The organism is Vibrio sp. RC2502 (genome assembly GCF_054850435.1).
This window is the reverse complement of record NZ_CM141453.1, coordinates 419,669-434,985: the sequence shown is the minus strand read 5'-3', so window position 1 is coordinate 434,985 and position 15,317 is coordinate 419,669. Positions and strand designations below refer to the sequence as shown.

At 45.7% G+C, this 15,317-nt stretch carries 14 protein-coding genes; 4 read left to right on the top strand and 10 right to left on the bottom strand.

Annotated features, from left to right (window positions below):
* Positions 1 to 14 precede the first annotated feature (14 nt).
* A complete protein-coding gene (locus ACYJZR_RS02085) occupies positions 15 to 734 on the top strand; it encodes a BON domain-containing protein (RefSeq protein ID WP_109183583.1) in 720 nt (239 codons plus the stop codon).
* Between the two features lie 60 nt (positions 735 to 794).
* Here ACYJZR_RS02085 and sspB read toward each other — a convergent pair whose 3' ends face one another.
* The 8 genes from sspB to zapE all read right to left on the bottom strand — a co-directional run bounded on the left by sspB (position 795) and on the right by zapE (position 7,354).
* A complete protein-coding gene (gene sspB / locus ACYJZR_RS02080) occupies positions 795 to 1,277 on the bottom strand; it encodes a ClpXP protease specificity-enhancing factor (RefSeq protein WP_005458208.1) in 483 nt (160 codons plus the stop codon).
* A gap of 16 nt (positions 1,278 to 1,293) precedes the next feature.
* Positions 1,294 to 1,929 carry a stringent starvation protein SspA gene (sspA, locus tag ACYJZR_RS02075; protein WP_005458199.1) on the bottom strand — a complete coding sequence of 212 codons (636 nt, stop codon included), beginning with the start codon at positions 1,927 to 1,929 and terminating at the stop codon, positions 1,294 to 1,296.
* A gap of 96 nt (positions 1,930 to 2,025) precedes the next feature.
* A complete protein-coding gene (locus ACYJZR_RS02070; protein WP_005479715.1) occupies positions 2,026 to 2,763 on the bottom strand; it encodes a cytochrome c1 in 738 nt (245 codons plus the stop codon).
* Positions 2,760 to 4,025, bottom strand: a complete 1,266-nt coding sequence (locus ACYJZR_RS02065; protein WP_005479717.1) for a cytochrome b — start codon at positions 4,023 to 4,025, stop codon at positions 2,760 to 2,762. The genes ACYJZR_RS02070 and ACYJZR_RS02065 overlap by 4 nt, the downstream gene beginning before the upstream one ends.
* On the bottom strand, positions 4,025 to 4,615 hold the full coding sequence (gene petA, locus ACYJZR_RS02060; protein WP_005479718.1) for a ubiquinol-cytochrome c reductase iron-sulfur subunit: 591 nt from the start codon (positions 4,613 to 4,615) through the stop codon (positions 4,025 to 4,027). The genes ACYJZR_RS02065 and petA overlap by 1 nt, the downstream gene beginning before the upstream one ends.
* A 546-nt stretch (positions 4,616 to 5,161) precedes the next feature.
* The gene (gene rpsI / locus ACYJZR_RS02055; protein ID WP_005458217.1) at positions 5,162 to 5,554 is read right to left on the bottom strand and encodes a 30S ribosomal protein S9; all 393 of its coding nucleotides are present in this window, start codon (positions 5,552 to 5,554) and stop codon (positions 5,162 to 5,164) included.
* A 15-nt stretch (positions 5,555 to 5,569) separates the two neighbouring features.
* Complete coding sequence (gene rplM, locus ACYJZR_RS02050) at positions 5,570 to 5,998, bottom strand: 50S ribosomal protein L13 (protein ID WP_005396465.1); 429 nt, start codon at positions 5,996 to 5,998, stop codon at positions 5,570 to 5,572.
* A gap of 252 nt (positions 5,999 to 6,250) precedes the next feature.
* On the bottom strand, positions 6,251 to 7,354 hold the full coding sequence (gene zapE, locus ACYJZR_RS02045) for a cell division protein ZapE (protein ID WP_017449190.1): 1,104 nt from the start codon (positions 7,352 to 7,354) through the stop codon (positions 6,251 to 6,253).
* A gap of 196 nt (positions 7,355 to 7,550) precedes the next feature.
* Here zapE and zapG point away from each other — a divergent pair, with 196 nt between their 5' ends.
* The 3 genes from zapG (at position 7,551) to degS (ending at position 10,959) form a co-directional block, all read left to right on the top strand.
* Positions 7,551 to 7,994 (top strand): Z-ring associated protein ZapG, encoded by a 444-nt coding sequence (zapG, locus tag ACYJZR_RS02040; protein WP_005457173.1) that lies wholly within the window; start codon positions 7,551 to 7,553, stop codon positions 7,992 to 7,994.
* A gap of 336 nt (positions 7,995 to 8,330) precedes the next feature.
* On the top strand, positions 8,331 to 9,698 hold the full coding sequence (locus ACYJZR_RS02035) for a Do family serine endopeptidase (protein ID WP_005457169.1): 1,368 nt from the start codon (positions 8,331 to 8,333) through the stop codon (positions 9,696 to 9,698).
* Positions 9,699 to 9,894: 196 nt separating this feature from the next.
* Positions 9,895 to 10,959 (top strand): outer membrane-stress sensor serine endopeptidase DegS, encoded by a 1,065-nt coding sequence (degS, locus tag ACYJZR_RS02030; protein WP_005490480.1) that lies wholly within the window; start codon positions 9,895 to 9,897, stop codon positions 10,957 to 10,959.
* 42 nt (positions 10,960 to 11,001) lie between these two features.
* On the opposite strand, the gene parC is transcribed toward degS, so the two are convergent.
* Positions 11,002 to 13,287, bottom strand: a complete 2,286-nt coding sequence (gene parC / locus ACYJZR_RS02025) for a DNA topoisomerase IV subunit A (RefSeq protein ID WP_024700365.1) — start codon at positions 13,285 to 13,287, stop codon at positions 11,002 to 11,004.
* 3 nt (positions 13,288 to 13,290) lie between these two features.
* A complete protein-coding gene (gene parE, locus ACYJZR_RS02020; RefSeq protein WP_005457157.1) occupies positions 13,291 to 15,171 on the bottom strand; it encodes a DNA topoisomerase IV subunit B in 1,881 nt (626 codons plus the stop codon).
* Between the last annotated feature and the right edge of the window lie 146 nt (positions 15,172 to 15,317).

The window sequence follows — 15,317 nt, the reverse complement described above, 5'->3', positions numbered from 1 at the left end:
TGAGAATCAGCATTATGATACGTAGCCTTGTCATTTTATGTACCATCTTAAGCTTGAGCGGATGTGCAGGACTGTTCATTGCTGGAGCTGCCACCACGGCAAATATTGTGACAGATACTCGCACCACGAAGCAGATCTGGCAAGACAACAATATTGAATTTGAAGTCGCAGCGATCGGTAATAAAGAACCATTTAAAGGGCATGTTCGAGTTGTTGCGAGCTCGTACAATGGTACGGTTGTTTTAATGGGCCAAGCTCCAACTCAAGATTTGATTAATCAAATTGAGCAACGAGCTAGAGCCATTGATGGCGTCAAAACCATTCATAACCAAATTAAGGCTAAAGAGCCATTGAGCGTGACGCAAATCAGCAACGACAGCTGGATCACAACCAAGGTAAAATCGGCTCTATTAACCGACTCGGACCTCAATGGCGTGAAAGTCAAAGTCATTACAGAGGATGGTGACGTATTTTTGTTTGGCTATGTAACCGCTCAGCAAGGTGAACGCGCGACGGAGATTTCGCGCAATATCTCTGGCGTAAAACAGGTGATCAAAGGGTTCCAATACGGAGACGCAGAACCAGTTAAAGTCGATTTACCTAGCGACGGTGTGACAACACAGACACAAACACAGACACAGACACAGACACAGACACAGACACAGACACAGACACAGACACAGACACAAGATGATAGTGATCCAGATGTCGAGACGTTTACCATTAGTGACTAAACGATATTGAAAAACTTGAAACCGAAGTATAAAAAAAGCAGCGTTAACGCTGCTTTTTATTTACTTAATCACTCTTAAGCTTGGTCGACCTTTAGGACGAGGAGCTTCTTCCTCTTGGGATTCTGCACCAATCTCCTCAGAAGTTTCTTCCGTCACCGCCTTAAAAGATGGTGACAAATCTTCTTCTTCAATCGTTTCTTCTTCGATGTGCGTGTACGCTTCTTCTGGTTCAAACATTGTTCCAGCACCGTTTTCACGAGCATAAATCGCTTGAACCGCATACACTGGCACGATCACTGAGTGTGGTCGGCCACTAAAACGAGCATGGAAGGTAATCGCATCATTACCCAACTCTAAGTTACCAACGGCACGAGGAGCAATATTCAAGATAATCTGACCATCTTGAACAAACTCAACAGGCACACGCACACCCGGCATAGTTGCATCAACAACCAAGTGGGGAGTTAAGTCATTGTCTACTAGCCAATCGTAAAATGCGCGAAGCATATACGGACGGCGAGCAGTCATTTTTGCAATATCCATAACGTCTCTAAATCGCTTAGCGAACTAGACGCATTTCACGTTCAGCTTCAGTTAAAGAAGCAAGGAATGAATCACGCTCAAATACGCGGTTCATGTATACCTTGATTTCTTTTGAGCCTGGGCCAACTAGGTCAATACCAAGTTGAGGTAGGCGCCACAATAGTGGAGCTAGGTAACAATCGATTAGGCTGAATTCTTCACTCATAAAGTATTCGTATTCAGCAAAAATTGGCGCTAGAGTCAGTAGATCGTTACGAAGTTTCGTACGCGCTTTTTCTGACTCTTCTGCATTACCTTTAACAATTTTTTCAGCTAGTGAGTACCAGTTACGTTCAATACGGTACATCATCAAACGGCTGTTACCACGAGCAACTGGGTAAACCGGCATTAGAGGTGGATGAGGGAAACGCTCGTCCAAGTACTCCATGATGATTTTTGAATCGTAAAGAGCTAGCTCACGGTCAACAAGAGTTGGCACTGATTTATATGGGTTTAGCTCAACAAGCTCAGCAGGAAGATTAGCTTCATCAACAAGCTCAACTTCAACACTTACGCCTTTTTCAGCTAGTACGATGCGAACCTGATGGCTATACAAATCTGATGCACTTGAGAAAAGAGTCATCACAGAACGTTTATTGGCAGCTACAGCCATGGAGCCCTCCAGTACACTTACAAATAAAAATAATGGAGGCTAAGCCTCCATTATCCATCAATTAAAATTGGGAATTAGCACGGTATGATAGCACAATTAATGCACATCACGCCAATACTCTTTCTTAAGCATCACGACAACAATCGTTAGTAGAACTAGGAAACCCATTACCCACCAACCCAAAGCATGACGCTCAAGTTGAACTGGGTCGCCGGCGTAAACCAAGAAGTTCACCAAGTCACCAACCGCTTTGTCATATTCGCCTTCGCTTAATTCGCCAGTACCGTTTGTCTCAGTACCAACAACCACTTTGACTTCTTCACCATCAACCATCTTAGTGCCGTACACTGGCGTTGGAATACCTTGCAGTTCTTCAAGAACGTGCGGCATACCAACACTTGGGAATACGATGTTGTTCACGCCAAATGGACGAGATGGATCAACATAGAAAGAGCGTAAGTATGTGTACAACCAATCCGCACCACGCACTCGGGCTACCAAAGTTAGATCCGGTGGTGGAGCACCAAACCAGTTTGCCGCCTGCTTCGGTGGCATAGCATTAACCATGAGGTCACCGATTTTCGCTTCAGGGTTGAAAATCAGATTTTCCTTCATTAGGTCAGCTGGAATATCTAAGTCTGTTGCTACACGCTCATAACGCTGGTATTGCGTAGAGTGACAAGCAAAACAGTAGTTCATGAACAACTTCGCGCCATTTTGTAGCGAAGCTTTATCCGTTAGGTCCACGTTTGCTTTATCAAGCGGAACGTTGGCCCCTGCTGCCATCGCAAGAGATGGCAACATAGCAAATAGAATTACAATCCACTTCTTCATTTGAATGTCACCCTCTCTGGTAATGGTTTGGTTGCTTCATTTTTGCTGTAGAAGAACAGCAGTACAAAGAACATGAAGTAACACAAGCTAAAGATCTGAGATAGTAGTGTGTACGTCGGTGTTGCAGGCAACGCACCTAAAATGCCCAGAGCGATAAAGGCGATAGTGAACTGAACAATATTCAATAGGTGGATTTTGCTACGGTAACGGTACGAACGTACTTTACAGCGATCCAACCAAGGTAGAACAAACAGTACAGCGATAGACGCACCCATTAGGATTACACCCAATAGCTTGTCTGGAACCGCACGCAAGATTGCGTAAAACGGAGTGAAGTACCATACCGGAGCGATGTGTTCAGGCGTCTTCAATGGGTTTGCAGCTTCAAAGTTAGGCGGCTCAAGGAAGTATCCACCCATTTCTGGGTTAAAGAACAACACATAACAGAAGAAGAACAAGAAGCCAGCGACACCAACCAAATCCTTAACCGTGCCATATGGATGGAAAGGAATAGAGTCAATAATATCGTATTTCTTCGTGTAGTAATCGTGGAACTTGAACTGCGTTTTGTAATCATCGCCCATTGAACCTTTTGGTAACTTCGTTTCGATACCGTCAGGGTTGTTAGAGCCCACTTCGTGCAGTGCCAACACGTGAAGCACGATAAGTAGAAGTAGTACGATAGGCAGCGCGATTACGTGTAGTGCGAAGAAACGGTTCAACGTTGCACCTGAGATGATGTAGTCACCACGAATCCAAAGCGTTAAGTCATCACCGATAACAGGGATTGCACCAAACAGAGAAATGATTACCTGAGCGCCCCAGTATGACATCTGACCCCATGGTAGTAGGTAACCCATGAATGCTTCAGCCATTAGAACTAGGAAGATCAACATACCGAAGATCCACAGTAGTTCACGAGGCTTTTGGTACGAACCGTAGATCAGACCACGGAACATGTGCAGGTATACAACAACGAAAAACGCTGATGCGCCAGTTGAGTGCATGTAACGCAGAAGCCAACCGTACTCAACGTCACGCATGATGTATTCGATAGATGCAAACGCACCTTCACCAGAAGGAACGTAGTTCATCGTTAGCCAAATACCCGTTAGGATTTGGTTAACAAGAACCAGCATCGCCAGAGAACCAAAAAGATACCAAAAGTTGAAGTTCTTCGGCATTGGGTATTCAGATAAATGCTTTTTATAAGCATTCATTGCTGGAATACGCTTTTCTACCCAGTCTAATAGTGCTTGCATTATGCATCCCCCTCATCAACACCCACAATGAGCTTGGTGTCGCTCAAATACATGTGTTTAGGAACGACAAGGTTCAATGGAGCAGGTACCCCTTGGAATACTCGGCCTGCCATATCGAACTTAGAACCATGACAAGGGCAGAAGAAGCCGGACCTTACACCCTGCACCTGCTCTGAGAAAGAGTCTGGTAGGTAGGTAGGTGAACAACCAAGGTGAGTACAGAAACCAACGGCAACAAAGTACTCTTCTTTAATCGAGCGAAACTCATTCTGAGCGTACTCTGGCTGCTGTTCCATTTCAGATTGTGGATCACGAAGCTTATCACTGATCGTTTTTAGGTTATCCAGAACGCTTTGAGTACGGCGAACAATCCATACAGGTTTCCCCTGCCACTCAACACGTACCAGCTGACCTGGTTCAATTTTACTTATATCCACTTCCACCGGTGCACCCGCCGCTTTGGCTTTAGCACTCGGATTCCATGATTTAATAAAAGGCACGGCGACGGCGACTGCCCCTAACCCACCAACAACTGCCGTTGTAGCGGTTAGAAAACGCCTGCGACCGTTATTTAAAGGCGCGTTGCTCATCCAAACATTCTCCCATTTGCTCCCTTTGGATCGTTATTATTCCGCTTATAAGAGCATGGCTAACAAATAATGAATTTAGTTCTAATTATTGGGGAGAAATGATAAAGAAAACCCTACTTTTTGACAAGATAAAGCTACCTTTTTGTAACATTTGTGAGGCAAATCGCTCGCGTCGTCACAAAAGCGGCAGAATTATAAAAAATTGATGTGATTTGTAACAAGAAAGCGAAATGAAGAACAACAAAATTAAGCCTCACATGCCTTTTATTTTGGTTGTTTTCAGAGAATTACACCGAATAAGTTTTCAATAAGTGACAAAAATCACTAACACGTAAATTTAAACTTTTGTAGCACAGGTAAAGCGTAAATATTGCGATAAAACCTTCGTAAAATGTTGCGTGGATATTAAGGGGAAGTGTTCTGAGATAACCAGAGAGAACGGATGTTTTATCTGACAATAAAAAACAAAAAGCTCGGCATATAGCCGAGCTTTTGGTGCACAGTCCCAGAATAATTCTGGAAAGCATAATTTCCGGTAAAAGGAAATTAACGCTTAGAGAACTGTGGACGACGACGTGCTTTACGTAGACCAACTTTCTTACGTTCAACGCAACGAGCGTCACGAGTAACGTAACCAGCTGCACGTAGAGCAGGACGTAGAGACTCATCGTATTCCATAAGCGCGCGAGTGATACCGTGACGGATAGCACCAGCTTGACCAGAAATACCGCCGCCTTTAACTGTAACGTAAAGGTCTAGCTTCTCAGTTAGTTCAACTAGCTCTAGAGGTTGTTTAACAACCATGCGAGAAGTTGGACGACCGAAGTATTCATCAAGGCTACGCTTGTTTACTACAATGTTGCCGCTGCCTGGTTTAATAAAAACACGTGCAGCTGAGCTTTTGCGACGGCCAGTGCCGTAGTATTGATTCTCTGCCATTTTCGAAATCCCCAATTAGATGTCTAGTACTTGTGGTTGTTGAGCAACATGGTTGTGCTCAGCGCCTGCGTAAACTTTAAGCTTACGGTACATAGCACGGCCTAGAGGACCACGTGGAAGCATGCCTTTAACTGCTAGCTCAAGAACCATCTCAGGTTTACGATCGATCAGCTTTTCAAAAGTGATAGATTTTAGACCACCTGGGAACTCAGAGTGACGGTAGTACACTTTGTCTTTAGCTTTGTTACCAGTTACAGCAACTTTCTCAGCGTTGATAACGATGATGTAGTCACCAGCGTCAACGTGAGGAGTGTATTCAGCTTTATGTTTGCCACGTAGGCGAGATGCAATTTCACTTGCTAGACGGCCAAGAGTTTTACCTTCAGCGTCTACAACGTACCAGTCGCGTTTTACAGTTTCTGGTTTAGCAACGAAAGTTTTCATGCTAATAATAACCCGTTAATTAAAATTTAAACTTTAAAGGAACACCCGTTTGGTGCTCCCACACTGTCTAAGAGCCCAGTCATCACCCCTTCGAGTCGTTGGTACTCTCGACCATCTATTTCGAAATAACTTCGATAATCCGGTCTGCAGTAACGGTGGGTCGCAGGATTATAGAGAAGAGCGAAGAAAAAATCACCTTTTTTTGCGCCAAATCACTAATTTTTTCTTCACTTTTTAAAGAGGCAATCAAATTTACGCCAAATGCTCGCGAGCAAGGTACTCATGACTCTGCATCTCGGTTAAACGCGATACACAACGCTTGAACTCAAATTCCAGTTGTCCTTCGGTATATAAGGCATCCATCTCGACTTCCGCTGAAATAATCAGTTTTACGTTGCGCTCATAAAACTCGTCGACTAAAGCAATAAAACGCCTCGCAGCATCATCAATTTTACGATTCATCTGACGAACATCGGCCAGTAAAACCGTGTGATAAATACGTGAGAGTTCAATGTAATCGTTTTGACTTCGAGCGGTTTGGCACAACTGCTCAAAAGAAGCATGTAACACCCCATCACTGGCTTCAATCACGTTAATCTGTCGATGATTAATGTCGATTTTGTGGGCAACGCTTTTACGCTCAGCCGTAAGCTGCTGGTAATAGGTATTTAAATTAATAGAAGCCTGCTCATCCAATGGATAATGGTAGATTTCGGCTTGTTCCAACGTCCTCAGACGATAATCGACACCACTATCCACATTTAGTACATGGCAACGCGCCAAAATCATATCAATAGCAGGAAGGAAACGAGCTCGCTGTAAGCCATTACGATACAAATTTTGTGGTTCGATGTTTGACGTCGCCACCAGCACCATCTGACGCTTAAACATTTCTTGCAACAATGTGGCAAGAATCATGGCATCAGTTATGTCAGACACAAAGAACTCGTCAAAACAAACAATATCTGCTTCTTGTTTAAATAAGTCGGCAACTTTGGAGAGAGGATTTTCTACCTCCCCCAAACGCTTTAACTCGTCATGTACCCGATACATAAAGCGGTGAAAGTGCACGCGCATTTTTCTGTCAGTAGGTAAGGCATCAAAAAAGGCGTCCATTAAATAGGTTTTACCTCGGCCTACCCCGCCCCAAAAGTACAAACCTTTTGGGGGTTGAGGCATCTCGACCTTTTTACCCATGAGCTTTTGCCATTTAGAAAGTTGAGGGATCGGCGCAGACTGAAACTCAACAATATCATGGTAGAGTTTGTCTAAAGCGACAACGGCTTGATGCTGGGCTTCATCGCGCTGGAATCCATGTTCTGCTATATCTTTTTGATATCGTTTTAGTGGTGTCATCAGATTAAGTCGTGTTAGAGGTACAGAGAAAATGGTCACCTCGGGGTCAACTTTGAGAATAGAGAGAAGTAGTTATCAGTCCCCGAAGACATACTGCTATTTTTCTTTATCGGCTGTGAAAGCCATAGTAACATGGACAAGCACCGCGTGTAACTAAGTAGTAAAAGACTTGTTAAAACAACTATAAGGAGCAGTTATGCCTTGGATTTATGCCATTGTGGGTTTGCTGGTCGGTACAATCGTAGGCGTAGTCATTAGTAGACTAACCACCCCTGAATACAAGAAACAAAAGTCTGTGCAAAAAGAACTTGAAGCGGCTAAGTTTGAACTAGAGCAACAACGTCAAGAGCTCGTAGATCATTTTGCACAAACCGCAGAAATGTTGGATACCCTGGGTAAGGATTACACTAAACTCTACCAACATATGGCGAAGACCTCTTCAGAACTTCTGCCTAACTTGCCAGAACAAGATAACCCGTTTGATAAGAAAACGGCGATGTCTTCAGAGCAAATCAAAGAAGACCAACCAGAGGTCAACGAACAACCAAAAGACTACGCCAACGGCGCGACCGGTCTTTTGAAAGATCAAGAAAAAGAGATCATCAACGCTCCCGACGTGGTGACGGCTAAAGCCTCTTAACCTGCTCTTTTCCTTTCTTTTGGGTCGATATAAATCGTAATTTGTATCGACCCTTTTTGAACTTTTCTGCAGCAATCCCTCTCTAACTTGCATGTGAACTGCCGTCACCCTTTGAATATCCAAACTAGACCTTATATTAAAAATATCAATCAAGATAAGTTGATGTTCATAAACCTATGCAGGCAATTCGTTTCAATCTATTGCGGCCTTTGAATAATGGCATGCGCTATCGGTTGGGCTAAACGTACCCTGTCATGGATGACCAAACGCTTATTCTTATTGGTGTAAAGTGCGGATATTTCTTTTTGGCAGACATGTTTCAAGAGGAGTTACTGGATGAAAAAGCCATTGCTTGCGCTAACCGTTCTATCTTTAAGTTTGAGTTCCATTATCACGCCGATAACGGCCACGGCAGCACTGCCTCTAAGTGTTGATGGCCAGCAATTACCAAGCCTAGCCCCGATGCTAGAAAAAGTGACCCCAGCAGTCGTGAGCATTGCGGTTGAGGGTAAACAAGTTCAAACCAGTCGTATTCCGGAACAATTTCAGTTCTTCTTCGGCCCTGACTTCCCGATGGAGCAAACTCGAGAGCGTCCATTCCGCGGATTGGGCTCTGGCGTCATTATTGATGCCCAAAAAGGGCACATCGTCACTAACTATCATGTGATCAAAGGCGCGGATGAAATTCGAGTGCGCCTCTATGACGGCCGCGAGTACGATGCAGAACTCGTTGGTGGTGATGAGATGGCAGACGTCGCATTGCTGAAATTAGAAAAAGCGAAAAATCTAACTCAGATTAAGATTGCCGACTCTGACAAGTTACGCGTCGGCGACTTTACTGTTGCTATCGGCAACCCATTTGGTCTCGGCCAAACCGTCACCTCGGGTATCGTTTCTGCTCTGGGTCGTAGTGGTTTAAACGTGGAGAACTTCGAAAACTTCATCCAAACCGATGCCGCAATCAATAGTGGTAACTCTGGCGGTGCACTGGTAAACCTTAACGGTGAGCTGATCGGTATTAACACCGCCATTTTGGGACCAAATGGCGGCAACGTCGGGATTGGTTTTGCGATCCCATCGAACATGATGAGAAACCTCACTGAGCAGATTTTAGAATTTGGTGAAGTAAAACGTGGCATGTTGGGCGTTCAAGGTGGTGAAGTGACCTCTGAGCTGGCAGAAGCACTGGGTTACGAGTCAAGTAAAGGGGCATTCATCAGCCAAGTCGTGCCCGATAGCGCAGCGGACAAAGCGGGTCTAAAAGCCGGTGATGTGGTTGTCTCAGTGAACGGTAAGTCAATCGACACTTTCTCTGAGTTGCGCGCTAAAGTCGCCACATTAGGAGCGGGTAAGAAGATCACGCTAGGCGTTATTCGTGATGGTAAGAGCAAGTCGTTTGACGTGACTCTTGGCGAGTCCACCAACATGAAAGCCAAAGCGGAAACGTTGCATGAAGGCCTAAAAGGAGCAGAATTAAGTAACACTACACCGAGTGATGCCATCCAAGGGGTAAAAGTCTCCAGTGTTGCAGAGAATTCACCTGCCGCGCAATACCAGCTAAAACAAGGTGACATCATTATTGGCGTCAATCGTCAACGAGTGAAAAACCTTGCGGAGCTTCGCTCTATTGTTGATAAACACAAAGGTGTGCTTGCGCTAAATATCCAACGTGGGGAACGTACTATCTACTTGGTGATTCGATAGTCTCTAGCCTCTAAAATCAGGGCAAAACCAGACGATTGATTCATCACTCTTGGTGATGAAGCTCGAAGAGTTCAGCTTACTATCAATCTGATTATTAAAAGGGCAGTGCGATCACGCACTGCCCTTTTGTTATTTTTCAATGTAATGCTATTCTTCACCTTTCTATGCCATTTTGGCGCTCATGCATGGAGAGGATATGCTTAGCTTTTTATTACGTTCTGTCTTTTTAGGCTTAGCAACCGCTGCCGTTGTACTGCTCGCAGTTCCATCATTGCGCAATAACGTTATTCCTGTCGCGCTCGACCAACAACCGAAAAATATCGCATCTCTTGAGTTGTCGTTTAATCAAGCCGTAAGAAGAGCGGCGCCAGCGGTTGTGAATATCTACAGCCGAAAATACGTTGAAAACGATCGCAGTAAACTCTCGACACAAGGGCTGGGTTCTGGGGTTATCGTCAGCGAAAAAGGTTATATCATTACCAACTATCACGTGGTAGCTCAAGCAGACCAAGTCGTTGTTGCATTGCAAGATGGTCGAGCTGCTGCTGCTCAACTTGTTGGCACCGACAAACGCACGGACATTGCCGTTTTACGAGTTGAAGGTTCTAACCTACCTGTCATCCCATTGAATTCCGAATACAAACCTCAGGTTGGTGATGTCGTTTTAGCGATTGGTAACCCATACAACTTAGGGCAAACCACGACCTTCGGCATTATTTCCGCGACAGGTCGCTCTTCTATTAGCGATGGTCGTCAAGCCTTCATCCAAACTGATGCTGCAATCAATGAAGGTAACTCGGGCGGCGCATTGGTGAATACTCAAGGTGAATTGGTAGGCATCAACACCGCATCTTTCCAGCAGGCAACCGATCTCGAAACCTACGGTATCTCATTTGCAATCCCTGCCCCACTCGCCAGCAAAATTATGCAGAAAATCATCGCTGATGGTCGTGTGATTCGCGGCTACATCGGTATTGATGGGCAAGACATCAATGCAGTGACGGCCCGTTTACTAGGAAACGAGCACATTGGCGGTATCGTTGTTTTAGGTATCGACCCAAATGGTCCAGCAAGTGCCGCAGGCTTTGAAAAACAAGACATCATTATCAGTATCGATGGCAATAAAGTTCAGGGCCGTCAAAGCGTGATGGATATCGTCACGGATTTACGCCCAGGCACTTCTGTCGACGTTGGTATCATTCGTAAAGGCAAGGAAATGACTCTAAAAGTCACCATCGCCGAAGACAAACAAGAAGCATAAAAAAATCCCAGCCAATGGCTGGGATTTTTGTTTCTATTCGTTTTATTCGCTTTCGATCGATTCTTCAGTGCTGCTCGACTCACCAAGCTCAACGTCAATTCGCGTCACTCTCTGTAAGCCTCTTGGCAGCAGACTACCTCGGCGACCACGCTCACCACGGAAGTTCTCAAGATCAGCAGGTTTCAAACCTAGTTTGCGCTTACCAGCGTACAAGGTTAAAGAAGCACCTTGCGGCAACGCGATTAAGTGGGACAACACTTCTTCACGCTCTTTCGCTTTAGCTGCTGGGATGTTGATAATCTTGTTACCTTTACCTTTCGCTAATTGCGGCAAGTCTTTAATTGGGAACAACAACATACGCCCTTGGTTGGTAATCGCTAGAATCTCATCCGAATCCAGATCGCCGACTTCTTTCGGTGTCATCACTTCAGAATTTGCAGGCAACGTAACCAACGCTTTACCGCTGCGGTTCTTCGATAGCAAATCAGCGCCTTTACACACAAAGCCGTAACCAGCATCGGAGCCCACCAGCCATAGCTGATCTTCTTCGCTCATGATCACCTGACGAATACTGCTACCCGCCGTGATATTCAAGCGACCAGTAATCGGCTCACCTTGACTACGTGCTGATGGCAACGAGTGCGACTCAAGCGAGTAACTTCGACCATCGCTGCCAAGGAAGACCGCCGGCTGACTGCTCTTACCGCGCGCATGCGCCAAGTATTTATCGCCTGATTTGTAGTTCAAGCTTTCCGCATCGACATCGTGTCCTTTCGCATGACGAACCCAACCTTTTTCAGACAGTACAACGGTAATTGGTTCACTTGGTACTAGGTCACGCTCAGTCAGTGCTTTTGCTTCAGCACGTTCAACTAAAGGAGAACGACGGTCATCGCCGTATTTCTCTGCGTCGGCTTTAATTTCTTTCTTAAGCAGTGTGTTCAGACGACGCTCAGAACCAAGCAGCTGCTCTAGCTTCTCACGCTCTTTCTCGAGTTCGTCTTGTTCACCACGGATCTTCATCTCTTCTAGCTTCGCTAGATGACGAAGTTTGGTATCCAGAATCGCATCGGCCTGAATATCGGTGATACCAAAGCGTTCCATCAACACCGCTTTTGGATCGTCTTCGGTACGAATGATCTCAATCACTTCATCTAGGTTGAGGTAAGCAACTAACAAACCTTCTAAGATGTGTAGACGAGCCATCACCTTGTCTAAACGGTATTGTAAACGACGACGCACGGTACTGCGGCGGAACTCAATCCACTCAGATAGGATCTGTACGAGACCTTTCACTTGAGGACGGTTATCCAAGCCAATCATGTTCAAGTTAACACGGTAGCTACGCTCTAGATCAGTAGATGCAAACAAGTGGTTCATCAGCAAATCGCAATCGACGCGATTCGAACGTGGCACGATTACGATGCGAGTTGGGTTCTCATGATCCGATTCGTCACGAAGATCTTCTACCATTGGTAGCTTCTTCGCACGCATTTGGTTTGCGATCTGCTCAAGCAGCTTCGAGCCAGACACTTGATGTGGAATCGACGTGATGACGATGTCTGACCCTTCTTTATGCCATACTGCACGCATCTTGATGCTGCCACGGCCGTTGCGATAGATCTTTTCAATTTCCGCTTGAGGCGAAATAATCTCCGCTTCTGTCGGATAATCTGGACCTTTCACAAACTGCATAACTTCAGGCAATTCTGCTTTCGGATTGTCGATCAGATGGATAGTTGCGTCAGCCACTTCACGAACGTTGTGAGGTGGGATATCTGTCGCCATACCAACCGCGATACCCGTTACGCCATTCAACAAGATATGAGGTAGACGTGCTGGCAACATTTGAGGCTCTTTCATCGTGCCATCAAAGTTTGGTTGCCATTCCACAGTGCCCTGACCTAACTCACCAAGCAATACTTCTGCAAACTTCGACAGTTTCGCTTCGGTATAACGCATTGCCGCGAAAGATTTCGGGTCATCCGGAGCACCCCAGTTTCCCTGACCATCAACCAGTGGGTAACGGTAAGAGAATGGTTGCGCCATTAATACCATCGCTTCGTAACATGCAGAGTCACCGTGCGGGTGGTATTTACCTAACACGTCACCAACGGTACGTGCAGACTTTTTGTATTTTGCTGATGCCGAAAGACCAAGCTCCGACATCGCGTAAATGATGCGTCGTTGAACCGGTTTTAAACCATCGCCAATGTATGGCAATGCACGGTCCATGATTACGTACATCGAGTAGTTCAGATAAGCGTCTTCAGTGAACTTGCGCATTGGCAACTGTTCAACGCCATCGTAGGTAATTTCTGTAGACATCCGTTAAACCTCTGCCAAATCGCCGTTGTTTTGTAGCCAAGAACGACGGTCATCTGCGCGTTTTTTACCTAGCAGCATGTCCATCATTTCCATAGTGGCTTCAGAGTCGTCGATCGTAAGTTGAACCAAACGACGCGTGTTCGGATCCATTGTGGTCTCGCGTAGCTGAATTGGGTTCATCTCACCCAGACCTTTGAATCGTTGTACGTTGATTTTGGCTTTCTTCTTCGACAAACGTTCTAGAATGCCATCTTTTTCATCGTCATCGAGGGCGTAGAAGACTTCTTTACCACAGTCGATTCGATACAGAGGCGGCATTGCTACATAGATATGACCCGCTTCAACGAGCGCGCGGAAGTGACGAGTAAACAAAGCACACAATAGCGTTGCGATGTGAAGACCGTCCGAGTCCGCATCGGCAAGAATACAAATTTTACCGTAGCGTAGGCTGTCAAGGTTGTCGCTGTCTGGGTCGATACCCAATGCAACCGAGATGTCATGCACTTCTTGAGACGCCAGAACTTGATCGGCAGAGACTTCCCATGTGTTTAGGATCTTACCACGCAGTGGCATTACCGCTTGGAATTCACGATCTCGGGCTTGCTTCGCGCTGCCACCCGCAGAGTCACCCTCCACGAAGAAGATTTCGGTGCGATTTAAGTCTTGTACGGAACAGTCTGTTAGCTTACCTGGCAAGGCAGGACCCGATGCGACTTTCTTACGTACGACTTTCTTGCTTGCGCGCATACGACGGTGCGCGTTAGCAATACACACTTCCGCTAGTTGCTCTGCAAGTTGAGGCTTTTCGTTTAGCCACAGACTGAATGCATCTTTTACCACACCAGAGACAAACGCAGCGGTTTGACGCGAAGAGAGACGCTCTTTAGTCTGACCAGCAAACTGTGGATCTTGGATCTTAACCGACAACACGTACGAACAACGGTCGAAAACATCATCGCCCGTTAGCTTCACACCACGTGGTAGCAAGTTGCGGAATTCACAGAACTCACGCATCGCATCCAACAAACCTTGGCGAAGACCATTTACGTGTGTACCACCCTGAGCTGTTGGGATAAGGTTCACGTAACTTTCGGTGATCATCTCGCCGCCTTCTGGCTGCCAGATTACTGCCCAGTTTGCTGCTTCTGTGTCTGCAGAAAACTCCCCAGTAAACGGTTCTTCTGGTAGTACTGGGTAACCTTTTACGCCTTCGGCTAGATAGTCTTTCAAACCATCTTCGTAGTACCACTGGTAGTCTTTGTTGTTTACTTTATCGGTAAACGTAATTTCTAGACCTGGGCAAAGTACCGCTTTCGCTCGTAGGTTGTTCACCAAACGAGTTACAGAGAAGTTAGCTGAATCGAAATACTTCGCATCCGGCCAAAAGTGCACGCTAGTACCGCGATTGCGGCGACCACATGTGCCCGTTACAGTAAGGTCTGATACTTTGTCACCGTGCTCAAAAGCAATTTCGTACACTTGACCATCACGACGTACCGTCACTTCAACTCGCTTAGACAGCGCGTTTACTACTGAGATACCTACACCGTGCAAACCACCTGAAAACTGGTAGTTTTTGTTGGAGAATTTACCACCCGCATGGAGCTTACATAAGATCAGCTCAACACCAGATACTTTCTCTTCAGGGTGGATATCAACAGGCATGCCTCGACCATCATCGATCACTTCTAGTGATTGGTCAGCATGTAGGATGACTTGTACTTTTGAGGCATGTCCGGCTAGCGCTTCATCGACACTGTTATCGATAACTTCTTGGCCCAAGTGGTTTGGGCGCGCTGTATCCGTATACATCCCTGGTCGGCGACGTACTGGCTCAAGGCCATTCAGTACTTCAATGGCACCAGCATTATATTGTTCAGTCATAATACGGAATTGTTCTCAAAGTTTACTTGTTACCCAAGTCTTACCTATCGGTAAGCACATACTCAGGAAACGAAAAAGCTACCCTGTCAGCATCGTTAAGTGTTTATAAATCTGATGCATAACAACGTAGCCAGGGTCGATGACCC

Excerpts from the sequence above, each read along its gene's own strand:
- petA (WP_005479718.1), bottom strand. The coding sequence starts at position 4,615 with ATGAGCAACGCGCCTTTAAATAACGGTCGCAGGCGTTTTCTAACCGCT.
- rpsI (WP_005458217.1), bottom strand. The coding sequence starts at position 5,554 with ATGGCAGAGAATCAATACTACGGCACTGGCCGTCGCAAAAGCTCAGCT.
- degS (WP_005490480.1), top strand. The coding sequence starts at position 9,895 with ATGCTTAGCTTTTTATTACGTTCTGTCTTTTTAGGCTTAGCAACCGCT.
- ACYJZR_RS02085 (WP_109183583.1), top strand. The coding sequence starts at position 15 with ATGATACGTAGCCTTGTCATTTTATGTACCATCTTAAGCTTGAGCGGA.
- ACYJZR_RS02070 (WP_005479715.1), bottom strand. The coding sequence starts at position 2,763 with ATGAAGAAGTGGATTGTAATTCTATTTGCTATGTTGCCATCTCTTGCG.
- sspB (WP_005458208.1), bottom strand. The coding sequence starts at position 1,277 with ATGGATATTGCAAAAATGACTGCTCGCCGTCCGTATATGCTTCGCGCA.
- ACYJZR_RS02065 (WP_005479717.1), bottom strand. The coding sequence starts at position 4,025 with ATGCAAGCACTATTAGACTGGGTAGAAAAGCGTATTCCAGCAATGAAT.
- zapE (WP_017449190.1), bottom strand. The coding sequence starts at position 7,354 with ATGACACCACTAAAACGATATCAAAAAGATATAGCAGAACATGGATTC.
- ACYJZR_RS02035 (WP_005457169.1), top strand. The coding sequence starts at position 8,331 with ATGAAAAAGCCATTGCTTGCGCTAACCGTTCTATCTTTAAGTTTGAGT.
- rplM (WP_005396465.1), bottom strand. The coding sequence starts at position 5,998 with ATGAAAACTTTCGTTGCTAAACCAGAAACTGTAAAACGCGACTGGTAC.
- parE (WP_005457157.1), bottom strand. The coding sequence starts at position 15,171 with ATGACTGAACAATATAATGCTGGTGCCATTGAAGTACTGAATGGCCTT.
- sspA (WP_005458199.1), bottom strand. The coding sequence starts at position 1,929 with ATGGCTGTAGCTGCCAATAAACGTTCTGTGATGACTCTTTTCTCAAGT.
- zapG (WP_005457173.1), top strand. The coding sequence starts at position 7,551 with ATGCCTTGGATTTATGCCATTGTGGGTTTGCTGGTCGGTACAATCGTA.
- parC (WP_024700365.1), bottom strand. The coding sequence starts at position 13,287 with ATGTCTACAGAAATTACCTACGATGGCGTTGAACAGTTGCCAATGCGC.